Annotated in this window: 17 protein-coding genes; 6 read left to right on the top strand and 11 right to left on the bottom strand. The window is 62.0% G+C overall.

Annotated features, from left to right (window positions below):
* Positions 1 to 37: 37 nt before the first annotated feature.
* From SynPROS71_RS09260 to ffh, 3 genes are all read right to left on the bottom strand, one after another.
* A complete protein-coding gene (locus tag SynPROS71_RS09260) occupies positions 38 to 1,069 on the bottom strand; it encodes a PhoH family protein (RefSeq protein ID WP_186594674.1) in 1,032 nt (343 codons plus the stop codon).
* Between the two features lie 8 nt (positions 1,070 to 1,077).
* Entirely contained in the window at positions 1,078 to 1,494 is a 417-nt protein-coding gene (gene rpsP, locus SynPROS71_RS09265) for a 30S ribosomal protein S16 (protein WP_186594675.1), read from the bottom strand.
* Between the two features lie 76 nt (positions 1,495 to 1,570).
* A complete protein-coding gene (gene ffh, locus SynPROS71_RS09270) occupies positions 1,571 to 3,058 on the bottom strand; it encodes a signal recognition particle protein (RefSeq protein ID WP_186594676.1) in 1,488 nt (495 codons plus the stop codon).
* 85 nt (positions 3,059 to 3,143) lie between these two features.
* On the opposite strand from ffh, the gene SynPROS71_RS09275 reads away from it, so the two are divergent.
* Positions 3,144 to 4,835 (top strand): SulP family inorganic anion transporter, encoded by a 1,692-nt coding sequence (locus tag SynPROS71_RS09275; RefSeq protein ID WP_186594677.1) that lies wholly within the window; start codon positions 3,144 to 3,146, stop codon positions 4,833 to 4,835.
* Here the strand turns inward: SynPROS71_RS09275 and SynPROS71_RS09280 are convergent.
* Complete coding sequence (locus SynPROS71_RS09280) at positions 4,820 to 6,901, bottom strand: IMS domain-containing protein (RefSeq protein WP_255442090.1); 2,082 nt, start codon at positions 6,899 to 6,901, stop codon at positions 4,820 to 4,822. The two genes, SynPROS71_RS09275 and SynPROS71_RS09280, sit on opposite strands and share 16 nt — an antisense overlap.
* An 85-nt stretch (positions 6,902 to 6,986) precedes the next feature.
* On the opposite strand from SynPROS71_RS09280, the gene pdhA reads away from it, so the two are divergent.
* Complete coding sequence (gene pdhA / locus SynPROS71_RS09285) at positions 6,987 to 8,081, top strand: pyruvate dehydrogenase (acetyl-transferring) E1 component subunit alpha (RefSeq protein WP_186594678.1); 1,095 nt, start codon at positions 6,987 to 6,989, stop codon at positions 8,079 to 8,081.
* Position 8,082: 1 nt separating this feature from the next.
* On the opposite strand, the gene SynPROS71_RS09290 is transcribed toward pdhA, so the two are convergent.
* From SynPROS71_RS09290 to SynPROS71_RS09300, 3 genes are all read right to left on the bottom strand, one after another.
* Entirely contained in the window at positions 8,083 to 8,997 is a 915-nt protein-coding gene (locus tag SynPROS71_RS09290) for a histone deacetylase (protein ID WP_186594680.1), read from the bottom strand.
* Positions 8,998 to 9,034: 37 nt separating this feature from the next.
* On the bottom strand, positions 9,035 to 9,976 hold the full coding sequence (locus SynPROS71_RS09295) for an RpoD/SigA family RNA polymerase sigma factor (RefSeq protein WP_011933634.1): 942 nt from the start codon (positions 9,974 to 9,976) through the stop codon (positions 9,035 to 9,037).
* Positions 9,977 to 10,116: 140 nt separating this feature from the next.
* Positions 10,117 to 11,685, bottom strand: a complete 1,569-nt coding sequence (locus SynPROS71_RS09300) for an NAD(P)H-hydrate dehydratase (protein WP_186594682.1) — start codon at positions 11,683 to 11,685, stop codon at positions 10,117 to 10,119.
* Between the two features lie 59 nt (positions 11,686 to 11,744).
* On the opposite strand from SynPROS71_RS09300, the gene mnmA reads away from it, so the two are divergent.
* Positions 11,745 to 12,914, top strand: coding sequence for a tRNA 2-thiouridine(34) synthase MnmA (gene mnmA, locus SynPROS71_RS09305; RefSeq protein WP_186594684.1), 1,170 nt, complete (start codon positions 11,745 to 11,747; stop codon positions 12,912 to 12,914).
* Here the strand turns inward: mnmA and SynPROS71_RS09310 are convergent.
* The gene (locus tag SynPROS71_RS09310; protein WP_186594686.1) at positions 12,838 to 14,349 is read right to left on the bottom strand and encodes an apolipoprotein N-acyltransferase; all 1,512 of its coding nucleotides are present in this window, start codon (positions 14,347 to 14,349) and stop codon (positions 12,838 to 12,840) included. The two genes, mnmA and SynPROS71_RS09310, sit on opposite strands and share 77 nt — an antisense overlap.
* 53 nt (positions 14,350 to 14,402) lie before the next feature.
* Between SynPROS71_RS09310 and SynPROS71_RS09315 the strand changes: the two genes are divergently transcribed.
* From SynPROS71_RS09315 to SynPROS71_RS09325, 3 genes are all read left to right on the top strand, one after another.
* Positions 14,403 to 14,732, top strand: a complete 330-nt coding sequence (locus SynPROS71_RS09315) for a phasin family protein (RefSeq protein ID WP_186594688.1) — start codon at positions 14,403 to 14,405, stop codon at positions 14,730 to 14,732.
* A gap of 35 nt (positions 14,733 to 14,767) precedes the next feature.
* A complete protein-coding gene (locus SynPROS71_RS09320) occupies positions 14,768 to 15,373 on the top strand; it encodes an FKBP-type peptidyl-prolyl cis-trans isomerase (protein ID WP_186594690.1) in 606 nt (201 codons plus the stop codon).
* Positions 15,374 to 15,443: 70 nt separating this feature from the next.
* Entirely contained in the window at positions 15,444 to 16,043 is a 600-nt protein-coding gene (locus tag SynPROS71_RS09325) for a superoxide dismutase (RefSeq protein ID WP_186594692.1), read from the top strand.
* A gap of 70 nt (positions 16,044 to 16,113) precedes the next feature.
* Here SynPROS71_RS09325 and trpC read toward each other — a convergent pair whose 3' ends face one another.
* From trpC to SynPROS71_RS09340, 3 genes are read right to left on the bottom strand one after another with little or no spacing between them, the layout of a single operon-like run.
* Complete coding sequence (gene trpC / locus SynPROS71_RS09330; protein WP_186594693.1) at positions 16,114 to 16,998, bottom strand: indole-3-glycerol phosphate synthase TrpC; 885 nt, start codon at positions 16,996 to 16,998, stop codon at positions 16,114 to 16,116.
* Between the two features lie 22 nt (positions 16,999 to 17,020).
* Positions 17,021 to 18,469, bottom strand: a complete 1,449-nt coding sequence (gene lpdA / locus SynPROS71_RS09335; RefSeq protein ID WP_186594695.1) for a dihydrolipoyl dehydrogenase — start codon at positions 18,467 to 18,469, stop codon at positions 17,021 to 17,023.
* Complete coding sequence (locus SynPROS71_RS09340) at positions 18,466 to 19,341, bottom strand: RNA methyltransferase (protein WP_186594697.1); 876 nt, start codon at positions 19,339 to 19,341, stop codon at positions 18,466 to 18,468. Before SynPROS71_RS09340 ends, lpdA begins: the two co-directional genes overlap by 4 nt.
* Position 19,342 lies beyond the last annotated feature (1 nt).

Raw genomic sequence — 19,342 nt, forward strand, 5'->3', positions numbered from 1 at the left:
TGGGATCATCCTGCCAGCTGCAACAGGGTTGTGGGCATTACCTCGGTGCGGATCTCCCCATCGAGCGGCGCGCGGGAGGCCCCTCCCGGCGGGGATGGGTTTTGTCACGAAGGGCATAGGCCTCCACCACCCGCTGGACGAGGGGGTGGCGCACCACATCGGCGGATGTAAGGCGGCAGACAGCCACACCTTCCACCCCATCGAGGACCTCGGAGGCTTCCACCAAACCACTCAGCTGACCTGGCGGCAGATCCACCTGGGTGATGTCACCGGTGACCACCATGCGCGATCGTTCCCCCAAACGGGTCAACACCATGCGCATCTGAGCCGGCGTGGTGTTCTGTGCCTCATCAAGGATCACGAAGGATTCCGCCAGCGTGCGGCCGCGCATGTAAGCCAGCGGGGCCACTTCAATCACCCCTTTTTCCAGCATGGCGGCCGTTTTTTCGGGCCCCAGGAGCACGTGCAACGCGTCGTACAGAGGCCTCAGATAAGGATCCACCTTCTGCTGAAGGTCGCCGGGCAGAAAACCCAAGCGCTCGCCGGCTTCCACAGCAGGCCTGGTCAGCACCAATCGCTCCACTTTGCGCTCCGTGAGCATGCGCACGGCCAGAACCGTGGCCAGAAACGTCTTGCCCGTGCCTGCTGGTCCGAGAGCAAACGTGAGATCGTTGCGCTCCATCGCTTCCACGTAGGTCTTCTGACGCAACGTGCGCGGACGCAAGAGCGAACCCCGTTGATTTTTGGCCAGCACCTGCTGACCCATGGCGTCGTGCTCGCGATCGCGCCCTGTGTCGAGGGCCTGCAAAGCGGATTGCAAATCCACCGGGGAGATCGACTCACCCTCCTGCCAAAATTTGCGCAGCAATTCCACCGTTGCAGCGGTCCGCTCCAACTGACTTGGACGGCCTTGGATCACCAGCTGCAATCCCCTTATGACAAGGGATGCCCCGGTCAGAGCCTCAAGTTGACGGAGGGTCTGACCAGAGGGGCCTCCAGCAAGTGCGAGAGCGGCTTCCGTGTGGGGTAAATCAAAGACGAAGCAACCGTCTGAGGCAGCCTCGGACATGCTGCTGATCAGGCTTCGGCAGGTGCTTCTTCAGCAGCCTCTTCGCCAGATTCGGCTTCAGCAGCAGCCTTGGCCTCGGCTTCCGCCGCAGCTTTGGCTTCAGCAGCCTCCTTGGCCGCTTGCTTGGCATCCGCTTCACGCTTCGCCGCCTGCTTGAGCTTGCCGACGACTTCAGCCGGACGCACGGTTTTCTCAATCAAGCCACCCTTCTCGAGAAGGGTGCGCACCGCATCGGTGGGCTGGGCACCCTGCCCCAGACGCTCACGCAGCGCTTCAGCGTCGAGGCGGGTCTCTTTGGTGCGGGGGTTGTAGTACCCGAGCTCCTGCAGGGGGCGTCCGTCGCGGCGGGAAGTGCTGTTGCACGCCACGAGGCGGAAGCTCGCTTCCCGCTTCTTACCGAACCGCTTCAGGCGGAGCTTGATCATCGTGGCGCTTGCTGAGGTGGAAACAATCGGCGCAGGTGAAACGAGCGCCAAACAACCAACTTACCTTGCCGGGGGATCAAAGCTGCCCGAAGCCCTTTTTCTTCTTGACCGGACGCTGCCGGCGAGGGGTCCCGCCGCCGCGCCCAGCCCGGCCCGCCGGCATTCCCCCCGGCATCCCGGGCATGCCGCCACCCATGCCGGGGAATCCGCCCATTCCAGGCATGCCTCCGCCCATTCCAGGGAAGCCACCCATGCCCGGCATCCCTCCGCCTTGGGTCATCTGTTGCATGAAGCCACGCATCTTCTGGAAATCCGCCAGCACCTTGTCCACATCGGCGGGCTGGTGACCACTTCCCCGGGCAATCCGGCGTCGCCGGGAGGGCTGCCCCGCCAGCAGATCGGGATTCTCCCGCTCCTGCTGCGTCATCGACCCGATCATCGCTTCGATCTTCTTCAGCTGCTGCTCGCCCTGCTTGAGCATGCCGTCATCGATCTTGTTCATCCCCGGGATCATCTTCATCAAGCCACCGAGCGATCCCATGCGCTTGATCAGGCGCATTTGCTGCACGAAATCAGAGAAGTCGAACGTGGCTTCTTGCAGCTTTTTCTGCATCTTTTCGACATCAGCCAGCTCCACCTCCTTCTGAGCCTTCTCCACCAGGGTCAGCACATCGCCCATGCCGAGGATGCGGCTGGCCATCCGCTCCGGGTGGAAGGGCTGCAGAGCCTCCACCTTCTCGCCCGTTCCGATGAACTTGATCGGCTGGCCGCTCACCTTGCGGATCGACAGCGCTGCACCACCACGGGAGTCGCCATCCAACTTGGTCAGCACCGCGCCTGTGATGCCGACCTGTTCATGGAAGGCACGGGTGAGCTCGGCCGCTTCCTGACCAATCATCGAATCCACCACCAGCAGCACTTCATCCGGCTGCACGGCGGTGCGAATCCGCACCATCTCCTCCATCATCTCGGTGTCGATTTGGAGGCGACCCGCTGTATCCACCAGCAGGGTGTCGAACCCCTCCTCCTTCGCCTTGGCCAAACCGGCAGCCGCAATGGCTTCGGGTTTGGCATCAGCGCCGAGACTGAAGACTTCCACACCGATCTGCCCACCGAGGGTCTTCAGCTGCTCAATGGCCGCCGGACGGTACACATCGGCGCCAACCATCAGAGCCCGGCGTCCCTGATCCTTGAGATGCAGGCCAAGCTTGGCCGTGGCAGTTGTTTTACCAGCCCCCTGCAGACCGGCCATCAACACAACGGTGGGTGCCTCCTCGGCCTGGGCCAGCGGAGCGTTACCGCCACCCATCACCTCAACCAGCTGCTCGTGCACAACCTGGATGAACTTCTGATCCGGGCTGACGCCACGCACCACGTCGGAGCCAACGGCCTTCTCACGCACATCGGCCACAAAGTCCTTCACAACAGGAAGGCTCACGTCCGCTTCCAACAGGGCGCGACGCACATCTTTGAGGGCCCCCTCCACATTGCTGTCGGAGATCTTGTCCTGACCTCTCAGCCCCTTGACCGCATCTTCAAAGCGGGCTGACAGCTCATCGAACATCGGTGACGTGGCGGTTGCAGATCTCTGATCGTAAAAGTGGCCGGGCTCGGCAGTGATTTCTAGGGTTGCAGCGGAGCGTGATGCCATGCGACTCGCCTCATTGGCCCCAGGCCTTGTGGCCCTGCGGGGCTATCGCCCCTCTCAGGACCTGTTCCGCGATCTGCTTGCAGGCCTTTCGGTGGCAGCCGTGGCTCTTCCGGTGTCAATCGCCTACGCCGAACTGGCCGGGCTCGACCCCGTGACCGGTCTCTACGCCAGCATTCTCCCCTTGCTGGCGTATGCCCTGTTCGGCACGTCCAGACAGCTGATGGTCAATCCTGACGCCGCGACCTGCGCCATGATCGCGGCAGCGGTGACACCTCTGGCAGGAGGAGATCCGGGGCTTTATGCCGCGATGGTGATGGTGCTCACCCTGTTCACCGGACTGTTCTGCATCCTGGCCAGCCTGTTCCGCCTCGGCGTGCTGGCCGACTTCCTCTCCCGTCCGATCCTGATCGGATTTCTCAACGGCATCGCTCTGAGCATTGTCCTGGGCCAGGTGGGCAAACTGCTGGGCTTCTCGGTGGACAGCGGAGGAATCATTCCCAGGCTGCTGGAGATCCTCCAGAAACTGCCGCAGACCCATGCACCCACCCTGTTGGTGGGACTGTTCAGCTTTGCCGTTCTGTTGCTGAGCCAGCGCCTGCTCCCGCGCATCCCCGCGGCCCTGCTGGTGCTGGTGCTCGGAGCGATCGCCGTCTGGTTGCTGGATCTCACCAGCTTGAACGTGGCGGTGCTGGCCCCGGTGCAAGCCGGCCTGCCGCCGCTGAAGCTGCCTTCGGCCCCGCTCAACGCCCTCCCGTCTCTGGCTGGATCCTCGGCTGGTGTGGCCCTGGTGTTGTTCACCAGCGGCACGATCACCTGCCGGAGCTTCGCCTCCCGCGGCGGATATCGCATCGATGTCGATCGGGAACTGGTGGCCTATGGGATTGCCAACGTGGCGTCGGCCCTATCCGGCGGTTTTGCCGTCACCGGAGCCGATTCGCGCACAGCCATGGCTGTGACCAGTGGGGGGCGAAGCCAGGTCACCGGCCTGGTGGCGGCGGCAGCTTTGGCGTCGATCTTGCTGTGGTTCACCGGGCCGATGCAATTTGTGCCGCTGGCGGCCCTCGGGGCGGTGCTGATGCTGGCGGCTTACTCCCTGTTCGATCTGGCCAGCCTGAAGCGTCTCTGGACACTCGATCGCAAGGAATTCGCCCTGTCCTTGATCACATCCCTGGGGGTGGTGACCCTGGGTGCGATCAACGGAATTCTGATCGCTGTGGCGCTCGCAGTGATCCGTTTTGTTAAACACACGGCCCGCCCCCGAGTAGAGCTGCTCGGGCGGGTGAAAGGGCTTCAGGGATTCCATTCCCTGCAGACCCATCCGGATGGAAAGGCACTTCCCGGACTGCTGCTGTTCCGCTTCAACGCACCCCTGGTGTTCTTCAACGCCGACCACTTCCTCGAGCAATCCCGCCGAGCCATTGCCGAAGCGGATTCCAAGCCGCAGTGGTTCGTGGTCGATGCCATCCCGATGGATCGCATCGACATCAGTGGCGTCAACGCCCTCCAACAGCTCAATCATGTGCTGGCCTCCGAGGGGATCCGCCTGGTGCTCGCCGGACGGCGGACCGAAGTACTGAACGGATTGAAGGCCATGGGAATGAACAGCGACAGCATCGAGCCCTGGCTATTCCCCACGTTGCATCAAGCCATCAGGGCCTTTCGGATGCATCCTGGTCAACCAGGGATGTAGGCCTGCAGGCGCCATCCATCGGCATCCCGACCAAGGATGTAAGTCACACGAATCATCGAAGGCTCCGTCGTCGCCACGACGCGGCCCGCTGTGGTGGTGGTCTGGTCGCGGTAATCGACCTCAGCCAGCAATTCAATGCGCTGCGGCGTTTCGCTCACAAGCTGCACCGACGTGATCGAAGCCTGGATCGTTTGCTTCAACCCGCCGGCCTGATCGGCCGCCCGCTCCTGGCGGACCTGGCTGATCAATCCAGGCCTGGCGATCGCCTGCAACCGCGACTGGGCCGTGCCTTCACCCTGCAAAACAGCAGCTTTGCCATCCAACCAGCCCTGAACCAGGCGCTGCAGTTGCGCTGTCGTCGGCTGCTGGGCCTTCAGAGGGGCCAACGTCGCTGGCTTCGGAGGGTCAGACGCTGTTTGCTCCGGCTTGAGCGTGGCAATGGGAGAGGCGTCATTGGCCTGAGGCAGGGGTTCCTCCTTGGCTGGAGCCGACGCCTGACCATCAGCTGCACTGGGATCCGCTGCTTGACGCAAGCCGATCAGACTGCCGGCCGCCACCACTGCCACCAGCGCAGCGAACACACCCGAGCCAATGAGCACCGAGCGGCTTGGGCGCGGAATTTCAGGAACTGAGAGTGAAGGCCACGCTGGCCAGCTCAGTTGGGGCATGCGCAACCCGGCGAACGGACGCGCAGCAGAACGCTCGGACGGGTCCGCCTGGGATTCGCTGCTGTCATCCGCCATCACCGGCGCTGGAATCGTCATCGGCAAGGTGCCATCAGGGTCGAGTCCCAAAGGGGGAAGATCGTCAGCCATGGCTGGCGTGAACGTTGCCTGCCTCGCCTGCTTCCGTTCCAGGCTCTCCACATAAGCCTGCACATCGCGATCAGCGAACCAGGTCTCGAGATCAACTGCGTCAGCATCCACATCCCGGTAACCCGGCAGCACATCACGCCCAAGCCAGGTGCGGCAGTAATCGCAGAGAGCCGCCAGCACATCGCCTGGGTGGTCGTCCATCCAGGCTTTCAACGCCGGGTCAGAACTGGTGGAAAAGCGACGTTCGGCTCGATCCACATCACCGAGCAGCAGATCCAGGCAACCCAGAAGAGGCTTCGTATCGAAGCCCTCGAGCACCAAAGCCTCAAGCTTGGTGCGGGCATCCTGAACCCGTTCAGGCTTGCGTTGGGAGAAACCAGCCGCGGCCAGCGCCATCACCCCAAGAAAGGACGCGTCGATCGAGCCGGCTTCCTGCAGATGGCCGAAAAGATCCACTTGCTCTTGAACCGTCAGGAAGCGGCGGATCTGCTGGAAGAACAGTTCAAAGGCACCCTGGTCCATGGCACCGATCGCCTCGCCGGGGCCTTCAGCATCCGCAGAAGCTCCCTCGAGTCCTCCACGCTCGAGAATGAAGGCTTCCAGCATGGCCAGACCTTCGCGGCGCGCGGATTGCTCGGCAAGATCGCGGCTGAGCAGATCCAGGATTCGATAGGGCCTGAGTTGGCGGAGTTCGCTTTCCAGCGTTTGGCGCTGATCCGGCAACTTCCCCATGCGCTGAAGCAGCTGCAATCCCTCCTGCAGCAGGGTCGCTGCCGATTCATAGCGGCGCTGATCCCTGTCCTGAGCGGCGGCATCCCGGCAGGCAAGCGCCGCCAGCAGCGACAAATCCGACTCGCGGCCGCTGCCCAGGGCCGGAGCCTGCGGCGGTTGCAGCGCCTGGCGGGCCATCTGAAAGGTTTCGTGGGGGGCATGGGCCTCCCAGAGCAACATCAAACCGGCAACCTCACGGTTGGAGGCGAGTTCCAAACCAGCCGTTTCCCCGGGGTGGTTGCGCCCCAGTTCCAGCAGCGTCGCCTCGTACTCCCCTCGACGCAAGGGATCGCTGAGGAGATCCGCTGACAGCCTCAGAAGCTCAGCACGCTGGGTCAGAGCATCGTGAGTGAAGCCCTGGTCAGGAGCGCGATCCAGGCGCAGCTGAAGGGTCCTGAGGACCATTTCGGCTTCGGCGGTGGGACTGACACCCAGCAGCCGGAAATGGTCGATGGGCAGGTCCACCAGCAAACTCACCATTGGCTGCAGACTGTAGACAGTGTCTGGGGTTTTGCCCATTGATTCACCGCTGCCCCCTAAAGTCGGTGGTCGATCACGCAGTGCCATGAGCCAGGACATCGCAGTGGGCACCGAATCACGAACCCAATCCCAGGGCGGTCTTGTCGGGGCCCACGCGGAGCGTTTATCCAGTCTGGTCACCGCCCAAAGAGCCTCGGTGGATCGCACGACGGGTCTGGAGCTCTACCGGGACATGACCCTCGGACGACGCTTCGAAGACAAGTGCGCGGAGATGTATTACCGCGGCAAGATGTTTGGCTTCGTGCATTTGTACAACGGCCAGGAGGCAGTGAGCACGGGTGTCATCGGCGCCATGAAGCGCCAGCACGACTGGTTCTGCAGCACCTACCGCGACCACGTGCACGCCCTGAGCGCCGGTGTTCCGGCCCGTGAGGTCATGAGCGAGCTGTTCGGGAAGGAAACAGGTTGCAGCAAGGGTCGCGGTGGCTCGATGCACCTGTTCTCAAAGGAACACCATCTTCTGGGAGGTTTCGCCTTCATTGGCGAGGGAATTCCCGTTGCGCTTGGCGCCGCTTTCACCAGCCGCTACAAGCGTGATGCTCTTGGTGATTCCAGCAGCAATGCAGTCACCGCGGCTTTCTTCGGCGATGGAACGTGCAACAACGGCCAGTTCTTTGAGTGCCTGAACATGGCACAACTCTGGAAGCTACCCATCCTTTTCGTGGTGGAGAACAACAAGTGGGCCATCGGCATGGCCCACGATCGCGCCACGAGCGATCCCGAAATCTGGCGCAAGGCTGGTGCCTTCGGCATGGCTGGTGAAGAAGTGGATGGCATGGATGTGCTCGCTGTCCGCGCCGCAGCCCAGAGGGCGGTGGAACGGGCCAGGGCCGGAGAAGGCCCGACTGTCCTGGAATGCCTCACCTATCGATTCCGGGGCCACTCCCTCGCCGACCCGGACGAATTGAGGGCTGAGGAGGAAAAGCAGTTCTGGGCCAAACGCGACCCCTTAAAAGCGCTGGAGAGGGATCTGTTGGCCGCCAATCTGGTGTCTGCTGAGGAGCTTCGGGCGATCGAGAAGGAAATCGATGCCGAGGTACAGGATTGCGTGGACTTCGCGCTCAGCGCTCCAGAACCCGATGGGTCCGAACTGACCCGTTACATCTGGGCTGACGACTGAATCACAGACCGTGCAACCGCGCCTGATCCGCAGCAGCGCGGAACACCAAGGCATGCCGTTTCACAAGGGGGATCATGGCGTCATATCCCCCACCGATGACAGTGGCCACTGGGATTCCGCGGCGCATGCAGGCATCGAGAACCAGATGATCCCGCTGGAGAAGGCCAAGATCCGTGAGGGCGAGACGTCCAAGCCGATCATCCCGGTGGGGATCGACTCCCGCGTTGTAGAGAACCAACTGAGGACGTAGACGATCCAGAACACCGGGGAGATGGTCGCCGATGGTTTCCAGATAGGACCTGTCTTCGAGTCCATCGCCTAGAGGCAGATCGAGATCGCTGACCTGCTTTCGGGAAGGGAAGTTTGACGCGGCATGCGCTGAAAAGGTGAACACGCGTTCATCGCCGCGGAAGATCAGGGCGGTGGCATCCCCTTGGTGCACATCCAGATCAACAACAAGCAGCCGCTGGAGGCCTTCCTGCTCGATCAGAACCCGCGAACAGACAGCCAGATCATTGAAGATGCAGAAGCCGCTGCCGAAATCAGGAAAGGCATGGTGGGTGCCACCAGCGAGATGACAGGCCAAGCCATGGCGCAAGGCAAGCCTGGCCGTGAGCACAGTTCCACCCACAGCGAGCCAGGTGCGTTGAACCAGAGGCGTTGTGGCGGGCAAACCAATCCTTCGCTGCGCCTGCCGATCCAGGCGGTCTCTAGCGAAGGCTTCGTGGTACTGCCTCTGATGCACAAGCTCAAGCCAGCGTCGCGGCACAGGCAGGGGGCGATGCATCTGGCTGGAATCCGCCAGTCCACAGTCGAACAGGCAGCGCTCGAGTTCCCGAAACTTCGCCATCGGAAACCGATGGCTACTGGGGAGCGGAGCGCTGTAGGCCTCGTGGTAGACGAGCGGTGGCTTCAACGAATCGATTCGGTCCGTGAAGTCTGCAAGATGAGACTCAGAACGTGGGAGCCACCCGACGGGTGAGATTGCGGAGCTTGCGCAGGGCCTTGAGCTCAACCTGACGAACCCGCTCGCGTGACACGTCGAGGAGGCGCCCGATTTCCGCCAGCGTATGGCGTTCGTTGCCGTTCAAGCCGAAACGCAACGTGAGCACGTGCTGCTCCTGATCACTGAGATGACTCATCCAGCGACCGAGCTGTTCGTGATGCATGCGCTGTTCCACCCTGTCGAGAGGCTCTTCAAGGGAGGAATCAGCAATCAGATCTCCCAAGAAACTGCGACCTTCCTCTCCGTTCACGGGTGCATCCAGGCTGCTGGTGGTGAGCGCCTGCCGTAGCAGGGAGTCAAGCTCCTCAACCGGCATATCCATCGCCTCGGCAATTTCGAGGCGGCTTGGCATGGCTCCCAGCTTGTGAGCCAAATCCAAACTGACCTTGCGGATGGTGGTAAGACGTTCGCTCAGGTGGACCGGCAAACGGATCGTGCGCGACTGACAAGCAATCGCCCGGGTCATGCTCTGACGAATCCACCAGAAGGCATAAGTGGAGAATTTGTAACCACGGGTCGGGTCAAATTTTTCAACAGCTCGCTCGAGACCCAAAGACCCTTCTTGTATCAAATCGAGAAGCTCTAGACCCTTGCCCTGATATTTCTTTGCGACGCTTACGACCAATCTCAGGTTGGCTTTCATCATCCGTTGCTTGGCACGCTGACCCACGCGAATCAAGCGGCGCTGCTTGCCGTCAAATTGATCGCTATCCGCGGCAATCGAACCATCTTCAGTGAGCTGCATCAGCTGCTGCACTTGATTTCCAAGCTCAATTTCCTCAGCGGGCGTCAGCAAAGGAATTCTTCCGATCGTTGCGAGATACCAACTGATTGGATCACTGCTTCGTCGTCTCTGGGTTTCAGAAACCCCGGCTGCGGCTGAGGGCATGGGGATGGACTTATGACGTGGTGCGACTGTCCTACGGAATTCACATAATTGGATGTGTTTTCAGCAACCCTTCAGATTCGTACGTGGAAAACGACACAAACCAATCGCAATTGCGTCATCAGGTGTTGAAACCTAAATAATTACTTCAGCTCATCACTCAATTGTGTCAGTGATCGCACCAATTGCATGAGTTGATCAGCGATGGTGAGAGCCCCACTGCCACGGCTGCAGCGGCACGCGGCCTGAGCATGCAGCAATCCCGCCGCTGCCAGGCCCGCCCCATCCACAGGGCCAGCGGCAGCCTGCAGTCGTGCTCCCCAGCCCCCGGCCAGACCTGCCAACAGATCCCCGAACCCGGTGCGAGCGACCTGGCGATCCGTACCCACCAACTGACGCACAGATCCCGAAGGGTCCGCGATCACGCTATGTGCACCCTTCAGCAACACCACCACACCGCTGCGCTCCGCAGCGGTGGCAGCGCGCTCCAGCGGAGAGTGCTGATCGCAGCAGGGGAAAAGACGTTCAAATTCCTGGGGGTGGGGGGTGATCCAAGTGGGTCCCATCCGCTTCAGGAACCAGCGCCAGCCATCAACCTCCCCGGACAGTTGATTGAGAGCATCGGCATCAAGCACCAAAAGGCCCCGGAAGGTCAACAAAGGTTCAGCCCAGCCTCGCCAGACCCCTTCCATCAATCCCAGACCGGGCCCCAGCAGCACGGCATCCAAGCGACTGAGATCGCTTTGCTGCAAAGCAGGACCCCACAGCAGTGCACCACTGGCATCGCACTCCAGTGCAGGCTCTGAAACCACTTCCGGGGCCCATTGCCAGAGCTGTTGATCCACCGCTTTCGGGAGAGCGGCCCGCACACTGCCGGCACCACTGGCCAAGGCTCCTCGCACCGCAAGGTGAGCCGCACCGCGATAACGCTCGCTGCCAGCGATGAGCAGCAAGCGTCCACGCTCATACTTCATCGCAGTACCTCTCTCATCAGGGACCGGCAGGGTCTTGAGGTCTGGGGCCCCCACCTGAAGCACGGGGGGAGACACCAGGGAAGCCATCAGCCCTGGTGGTACCCCTGGATCGATGCGATGCACGATGCCAGCCGAGGGCAGAGCCGCGTCCTGAACCAGTCCCTGCTTGATGAAAGCCACGGTAAGGGTGTCGGAGGCCACGGCGACCGCGGCTCCCAATGGAGCGCCTGAATCACTGTCCAGACCGGCTGGGCAATCCAGGCTGATCAACTGTCCGGGTGCGTAGAGCTGACGCTGCTGCAACAGCTGCGCCACCGGATCAGGCAGGGGTCGCGTCTGGCCGAGACCAAACAGCGCATCAATCCACAGGGCTGGATCAGCGGGGTCAGGCTCGGACTCCTGCACATCCACCCCCAGCCAGAGCAAGTGCCGCCAGTGTTCGCGGGTGAGGGACTGCCGCAGAGGCAACGGGGCCCAAACACGCACGGTGATGCCGCTCTCCAGCAACTTTCGGCCCAGAACCAGGCCATCGCCTCCGTTATGGCCAGGCCCCACAAGCACCAAAACCCCTTGGGCCAGACGAGCGGGACGCTGCAGACACCACTCCGCCATCCTCTGGCCGACCGTTTCCATCAAGGCAGCGACGGGCAGCCCGCTGGCCAGCCACTGCTGCTCCAGCTCCAGCATCTGATCACTGCGAACCAGCAGATGATCAGCATCGACAGCTGGCCAAGGCATGGAGGGGGGCCCATGGGACCTCACTATGGAGAGAGAAGCCCATTTCTGTCCGTCAGCCCATGCCGGCCGCGTTTCCAGTTACCGCCGCCACACCCGCCGGAGCGGAAGCCCTGGATCGCTTGCGCCACTGGCCCGGAGAGCATCGTGTTGCCGTGGGGCTTTCCGGTGGTGTGGACAGCTCTCTCACCGCAGCCTTACTGGTTGAGGCCGGCTGGAAGGTGGAAGGCCTCACCCTTTGGTTGATGAGCGGGAAGGGAGCCTGCTGCGCAGAGGGACTGGTGGACGCCGCTGGGATCTGCGAGCAACTCGAGATTCCTCATCACGTTGTGGATTCACGCGACACCTTCCAGCGCGAGATCGTGAATGGCCTGATTGAGGGCTACCAGGCCGGCATCACACCCTTGCCCTGTTCGCGTTGCAACCGGGCCGTGAAGTTCTCGCCCATGCTGCAGTGGGCCCAGGAAGAACGCGGTCTCGCCCGGATTGCCACCGGCCATTACGCCCGACTCCGTTTTGACGAGACCACGGGCCGATGGCGCCTGTTGCGCGGCCTTGATGCGCGCAAAGACCAGAGCTACTTCCTCTACGACCTCACCCAGGAGGTGCTCGCCCGCGTGGTGTTCCCCCTTGGAGAACTCACCAAGCCCGACACCCGATTGGAGGCCGCTCGCCATGGACTGCGCACGGCGGCCAAACCGGAAAGCCAAGACCTCTGCCTCGCCGATCACCATGGATCCATGCGCGCCTTTCTGGATGCTTACCTGCCTCCGCGGGAAGGGGAAATCGTTCTTCAAGATGGAACGGTCGTGGGAGAACACGACGGCATCGAGCACTTCACCATCGGGCAGCGCAAGGGACTGGGCGTCGCCTGGAGCGAGCCCCTGCACGTGGTGCGCCTGGATGCCGCGATGAACCGGGTCGTCGTCGCCACGCGCGATCAGGCGGGTCGCAGCCATTGCGTTGTGGGCGCCATCAACTGGGTCTCAATCGCTCCACCGCCACCAGGGCAGCGTCAAAAGGTGCACGTGCAGGTGCGCTACCGCAGCGCTCCTGTTCCCGCCCAACTCACCACCATGGACGCGGAGGCAGCGGATGCTGCGGCCGACCGCCCCCACCGCTGCACACTTGACTTTGACGAACCCCAGTTTTCGATCACGCCTGGCCAGGCGGCGGTGTTTTACGACGGTGACGCGGTTCTGGGGGGAGGACTGATCCAGACCTCAGCCTGAGCAGCGTCGCGGCAGCGATCAACAAAAGACCCACCAGGGGCCACTCGCGCAGTCGTGCATAAGGGGTCACAACGGAGCTGGGCTGCACCTGCACGGTGAGCACGCCAGGGCGCATCGCTGTCAATCGAGACGTGACCTCTCCCTGGGCATTGATCGCAGCCGTGGGGCCCGTATTGGCTGCCGACACCAACGGTCGGGCCGTCTCCACACTGCGTAATTGCGCCAGAGCCAGAAACTGGTGCTGCAACAGCAAGGGATAAGGATCCAGATTGGCCGCGGTGAGAATCCATTGCCCCCCTCTTGCCGCCGCCTGGGCGAGGGCCGTGCCGTTGGAGATCTCGTAACAGATCGCGACCTGAACAGGAGGGCCTCCCCAGCGCCAGAGCCTGGACGCCTCCCCCGGTTCGAGACCACCCACTGCGGAAAGCCCCGCAAGGCCTGGCAAGGCCGGAGTCCATTCCCCCAGGGGGACCAGACGATGCTTGTCGATCACAGCGGCAGGAGTTGCATCATCCCCTTGCAGCAACAACAGAGCACTGCGCTGGCGGCCCGCAACCCAGCGAAAGCCACCGCTGATCAGAGGGACAGGCTCCACCAGCAGGTTCTCCCGATCCAGCGACAACGTTCCCTCCGGGGCGATCAGCAGATCAGCCCCATCAGCTTCAGCGCTGGTCAGTGCCGCGCGCAGCAGTCGGGGGAACTGACTCTGACGCTCAGCACTGAATTTCTCTCTGGTGGGAATCGCGGGCTGCCAGAGAGCCAGGTTCAGGGGTTGACTGAAGACATCGGGACGATCGATCCCGACCAGTGCCGCAACACCGAGAGCGTGTAGGAGCGCCAAGCCAAGCACTCCGATCCCCAGCAGCCGACAACGCTTGCGGTCGCGATCAGCGCTGGCCAGCAGCGTGCACAAGCACCAGCCCAAAAACACTTGCAAAGCCGCCAGACCTCCGGCGCCAAACCAGCGCGCCAATCCACCCAGGGCCGGGTCGGCGGGCAACACGCTCCCTCCCACACCGATCCAGAACAGTGGGCTTCGAGACAGCAGGGTTTCTCCAAGGCCCCAGACCAGGGACGCAACAAGCGCCTGCAACGCACCACCCCGCCCTGGCAGCAGCCGAACCAACCCACTCCAGCCGCTCAACAACAACGCCGCGGCCAGCACACAGCCCAGCCAAACAGCAGCAGCCAGGGGAAGACTGAGCAGCTCTGGCACCCCTAACCAGGTGAGTGGGTGCAGGGCAAGAAGCCAGCGATGGCTAATCGCCACAGCGAGCCCCCCCCAGAGGGCTGCGGCCACAGGGTTCAACGCCACAGACCACAGCAAGGCCAGCGCAGGCAACATCCACCAAAGCCCCGACAGGCTCAAACCGGTGCCCGCAAGCAAACCTCCCAGAAGAGCCCGGAGCAGGATCTGGGATCGGTCATTGCCCATGGTGCCCCCCAGACGTTGACGTCATCCTGAAGTCACAACGCTCGACATCCGCGATGGAGAACGCCAACCCTCTCCAACAGATACTGCTCCGAGGTCTTGGCACCACCACCCTGGTGGCCGACCGCCTGCGTGGCGTCACCCAGGAGTGGGTGAGTAGTGGACGTCTCGACGCCAGCCAAGCCTCGGCTCTGGTAGACGACGTCCTGAAAGCCCTGCGGGGGGAAACCCCTGAACTCGAGCAGCAGATGGGGCGCAATCTGGAGCGCAACCGCGACAATCTTCTGCAGGATCTGGGCCTTCCCAGCCAGAAGGAAGTTGATGAGCTGCGCGGCCGCATCGACCGACTGGAGCAACAACTCCGCCAGCGCGAACGCCAGGACTGAACCTGCCAGACTCATCCGGAACAAAGGGAGCTCCAGTGCGCGACATTCTGATCAGTTCTGCCGTGTGTGTGGCGTGCCTGATGGTGGCGCTGGTGAGTCAGATCGTGGCACCGTCCACTGTGATTGCAGCATCACCCTCCACCACCATTCAGGCCGCCGCCGCTCAGACGGCTGACGTGCAGGCCTCCTCGGCGATGGAACTGGACCCCGACGAGACCAACCCAACCCTCTTTGCTATGGCACCCGACACCAATCAGGCTGATGCGTCCGCTCTCGGAGGTGCAATGAGTGCCGAAAAGCCTGAAATCACAGCCAGCGGTCTGCGGATCACCGATCTCGTGGTGGGGACCGGCGCCGAAGCCTCCTCCGGCCAAACCGTGGTGGTGCATTACCGCGGCACCCTCGAGGACGGCCGTCAGTTCGACGCCAGCTACGACCGCGGGACCCCGTTCAGCTTCCCCCTCGGTGCTGGCCGGGTGATCAAGGGTTGGGACGAAGGTGTTCAAGGAATGAAAGTGGGCGGCAAGCGCAAGCTGGTGATTCCTCCCGATCTGGGATACGGAACCCGTGGAGCCGGTGGTGTCATTCCCCCCAACGCCACCCTGATCTTTGAAGTGGAGTTGCTTGAAGTGAAAGGTTGAGCCCGCTGCGAGGGCAACAGCTGAAGGTCACGCACTGTCGTTAGGATCCCGCTGCTCGGTTGCCCTCCCCATGGCCCATACCCTCCCTGCGCTGCCCTACGCCCTCGATGCACTGGAGCCCCACATTTCCCGCTCCACGCTCGAGTTTCACCACGGCAAGCACCACAACGGCTACGTCACCAACCTGAACAAGGCGATCGAGGGCACAGATCTCGATGGCAAAAGCCTGGAAGAGGTGATTTCCGCTGTTTCCGGTGATTCCAGCAAGGCCGGCGTGTTCAACAACGCAGCTCAGGTCTGGAACCACAGCTTCTACTGGCAGTGCATGAAGCCCGGTGGTGGTGGTCAGCCCAGCGGAGCCCTTCTGGACAAGATCAACGCCGACTTCGGCAGCTACGACGCCTTCGTAGAGCAGTTCAAGGCTGCAGGCGCCACCCAGTTCGGCAGCGGCTGGGCCTGGCTGATCATCGAGAACGGCACTCTGAAGATCACCAAAACCGCCAACGCTGATCTCCCCCTCGCCCACGGTCAGAAGGCTCTTCTCACCATGGACGTATGGGAGCACGCCTACTACCTCGACTATCAGAACCGCCGCCCCGATTACATCAGCACCTATCTCGACAAGCTGGTGAATTGGGACTTCGTGGCCGCCAACCTGGCAGCTGCCTGATCAGACGCTGATCCAGCATCAAGCCCCCGCTCAGCGGGGGCTTTTTAATGCAGCGATCAAAGGGAGGCCATCAGCCTGCGATCAAATCGCGCAGACCCTGCTCCACGTTCTCTTGGCGCATCAGTGCTTCCCCGACGAGCACCGCACCCGCACCGCTGCGTTGAACGCGATTCAAATCGGAGCGAGTGAACAGACCCGACTCACTGACCAGAAGGGCATCTTGCGCGCGCAGGCGGTCACCAAACCGTTCCGAAAGTGACTCCGTTGTGGCCAGATCCGTCTCAAAGCTGGTGAGGTCGCGATTGTTAATGCCAATGAGAGGGAAGCCTCCAAGGGTGAGGATGCGCTCCATCTCCTCGGCATCGTGCACTTCCACCAGAACAGTGAGACCAAGGGTGGCCGCCACCTTCTGCAGATAGGCGAGATCCTGATCTGAAAGGATGGCTGCGATCAGCAGAGCTGCATCCGCACCAGCAGCGCGCGCCTGATACAGCTGATGCGGACTAAGAATGAAGTCCTTGCACAACAACGGCAGTTCCACGGCTTCACGCACAGCCACCAGCACATCGAAACCGCCCTGAAAAAAGGTTCGATCCGTGAGCACCGACAGGCAACTGGCCCCTCCAGCGGCATAGGCCTTGGCAATGGCGACGGGATCGAAATCCTCACGAATGACGCCTTTGCTGGGACTGGCCTTCTTGACTTCAGCAATGACGGCAGGAGCGCAAGGGGCTTGACGCAAAGCTCCCAGGAAATCCAGCGGTGGAGGCAGTTCTGCAACCCGTGCCTTCAGCTGCACAAGGGGCATGCGCTGACGGGACGTCTCAATCTCACGGTCCTTCTCCCAGACAATCTTCTCGAGAATGTTGCGAGGCTCACCGTCCTGGTGGGGGATGGCGTACTCGAGGTGGGCCACCTGAACCTTCGGGTTGGGCGGTCGACGACGGATCTCCATGGCAGATACGGGAAGAAAGGAATCAGGCAGGTGTGAGAAGGGAGGCTGCCGCCTGCTTGTAAGCCACCTCCACCACTTCACTGAGGGTTGGATGGGTATGAACTTCAGTGGAGAGCTGACGCACGCTTTGTCGACGGGCCACAGCATTCGCCACCTCCTGAATCAGATCGGCGGCATGCAATCCATAGATGTGGGCTCCCAACACCTCTCCAGAGGCCTTGTTGAACAGAAGCTTCATCAGACCATCGCTGTCCAATTCAGCGAGCGCCTTGGAATTGGCCTTGAAGTAACTGCGCACCACGCCCAGCTCAAACCCCTGATCGGCGGCCAACTGCTTGGCATCAGCCTCACTGAGCCCCACTGAACTGATCTCCGGATGGGTGAAGGTGGCAGCAGGAATGCTGCGGTAATCGATCTCGCGGCTGTGGCCAAGGATGTTGTCGATGGCCACCGTCCCCTGCGCAGCAGCCGTGTGCGCCAGCATCAGTTTTCCGGTGACGTCACCGACCGCCCAGAGATGGGGGACCGGCTGGCCGTTGGCCATCACCTGCATGCTGTCGTTGATCGGCACGAACCCGCGCTGGGTTTCAACGCCGAGCTTGTCCAGGTTGAGGTTGCGGCTCCTTGGGACCCGACCGGTGGCCACCAGAACAGCATCCACCTCAAGGGTCTCCACAGGCTCGCGGGTCTGCATATCGACCAGTTCAATCTGAACCGGAGCCCCCGGTTTGATCGATTGGGCCAGAACCCCTGACCGTGCATCAATATCCCGCCCATCAATCAAGTGACGCGCGGCGATTCTGGCGATGTCGGGGTCAAAGGTCGGCATCACCCGATCCAGAGCCTCAATCATCGTGACCTCGCAGCCGAGCGCCGTATAGACGTCTGCGAATTCCAGACCGATATAACCGCTGCCGATGATGGCGAGCCAGCGCGGGAGCCACTCCAGGCTGACCGCCTCATCGCTGGTGAACACACTGCGACCATCGGTCTCGATACCAGGCGGTACAAAGGGATCCGAACCTGTCGCCAGAATCACATCCTTAGCCGTGATCACCCTGTCCACACCACTGATCTCCCTCACGCCCACGGCTTGAGCCGACTCCAGCCGGCCCTGGCCACGAATGATGGTCACACCAGCCCTCTCCAATGTTTTGGTGAGGTTTCCGCGAATCGTGGCCACGAGTTGATTGGCGTGATCAGCGATTTTCTGGCGTTCGAAGCGCACTGGGGCGGCATGGATTCCGAAACCGGCAAGATGCTCGGCATCGGCCAGCTCGCGAACACGGCCTGAGGCAGCGAGCAGAGCCTTGGAGGGAACGCAGCCGCGGTTCACACAAGTCCCGCCCATATCGCGCGACTCGATAATCGCCACCTTCAGGCCATGCTCAGCCGCATGCTTCGCGGCATCGAAACCGCCATAACCGGCACCGATCACGATCACATCGAAGTCGAAACTGGCGTCGCTCACCCGGACTGCTGCATGGGAGCCGTCATTGTCGCCCGTCGGCGTTCCAAGAGAAGGGGAACAGCCGCTGCTGCCACATTCAATGATTCCACCTTCCGACCGTGAGGGAGGGTCACGCCATGGCTGCAGCAGGCCAGCAGCCTGGGATGCAAGCCGGCCCCCTCATTACCAAGCACCAGCACGGTGGGGCGACACCAGTCCAACTGCCAATACGGCTGCACCTCGAGACCTGTTCCAGCATCAGGAACGAGGGTTGCCACCACCTGCAGTCCTCTGGCTCTTGCGTCCTGGAGGACGGTGGCCAGTTGTTCGACCCCCAGGGCGTCCGTAGGTCCGAAACGGCGGTAGGGCAACGCAAGGATCGCTCCAGCAGCAGACCGCACCACCTTCGAGCCCAGTGGATCAGCCCCAGCCCCCATCCAAACCTGTTCGACATCGGCTGCCAACGCTGTTCGCAGCAGGGTTCCGACATTGCCGGGATCCTGCAGGCGATCGAGCGCAAGAATGAAGTTCGGATGGGGATCTGGGGAGGGCAAGCGCTCGAGCGGCCACAGGCAAGCAACCCCATCGGGATGCACGGTGGACAAAGCAGCGCCGAGCGCTTCTGAACTCATCAATTGCAACCGAACCGGCCCAGGCAACGCGGCAAGCAAAGTTCGGTGGCGCTGAAACCACAGCGGTGTGGCCAGAACATGCAGAGGATCGATCCAAGCTTGGGCATGAACAAGAAGTTCTTGCACTTGGTGTGTTCCCTCGAGCAGAAGGCACTGCTCGTTCTCCCGGCCGGCTCTGCTTTGCAAAGAGCGAATCCGTTTGATCAGGGGATTGCGCCGACTCGAAATCGGCTCACCCTCAGCCCCTGAAATCGCCGACACG

The sequence above is a fragment of the Synechococcus sp. PROS-7-1 genome (genome assembly GCF_014279795.1).
Lineage (GTDB): Bacteria > Cyanobacteriota > Cyanobacteriia > PCC-6307 > Cyanobiaceae > Synechococcus_C.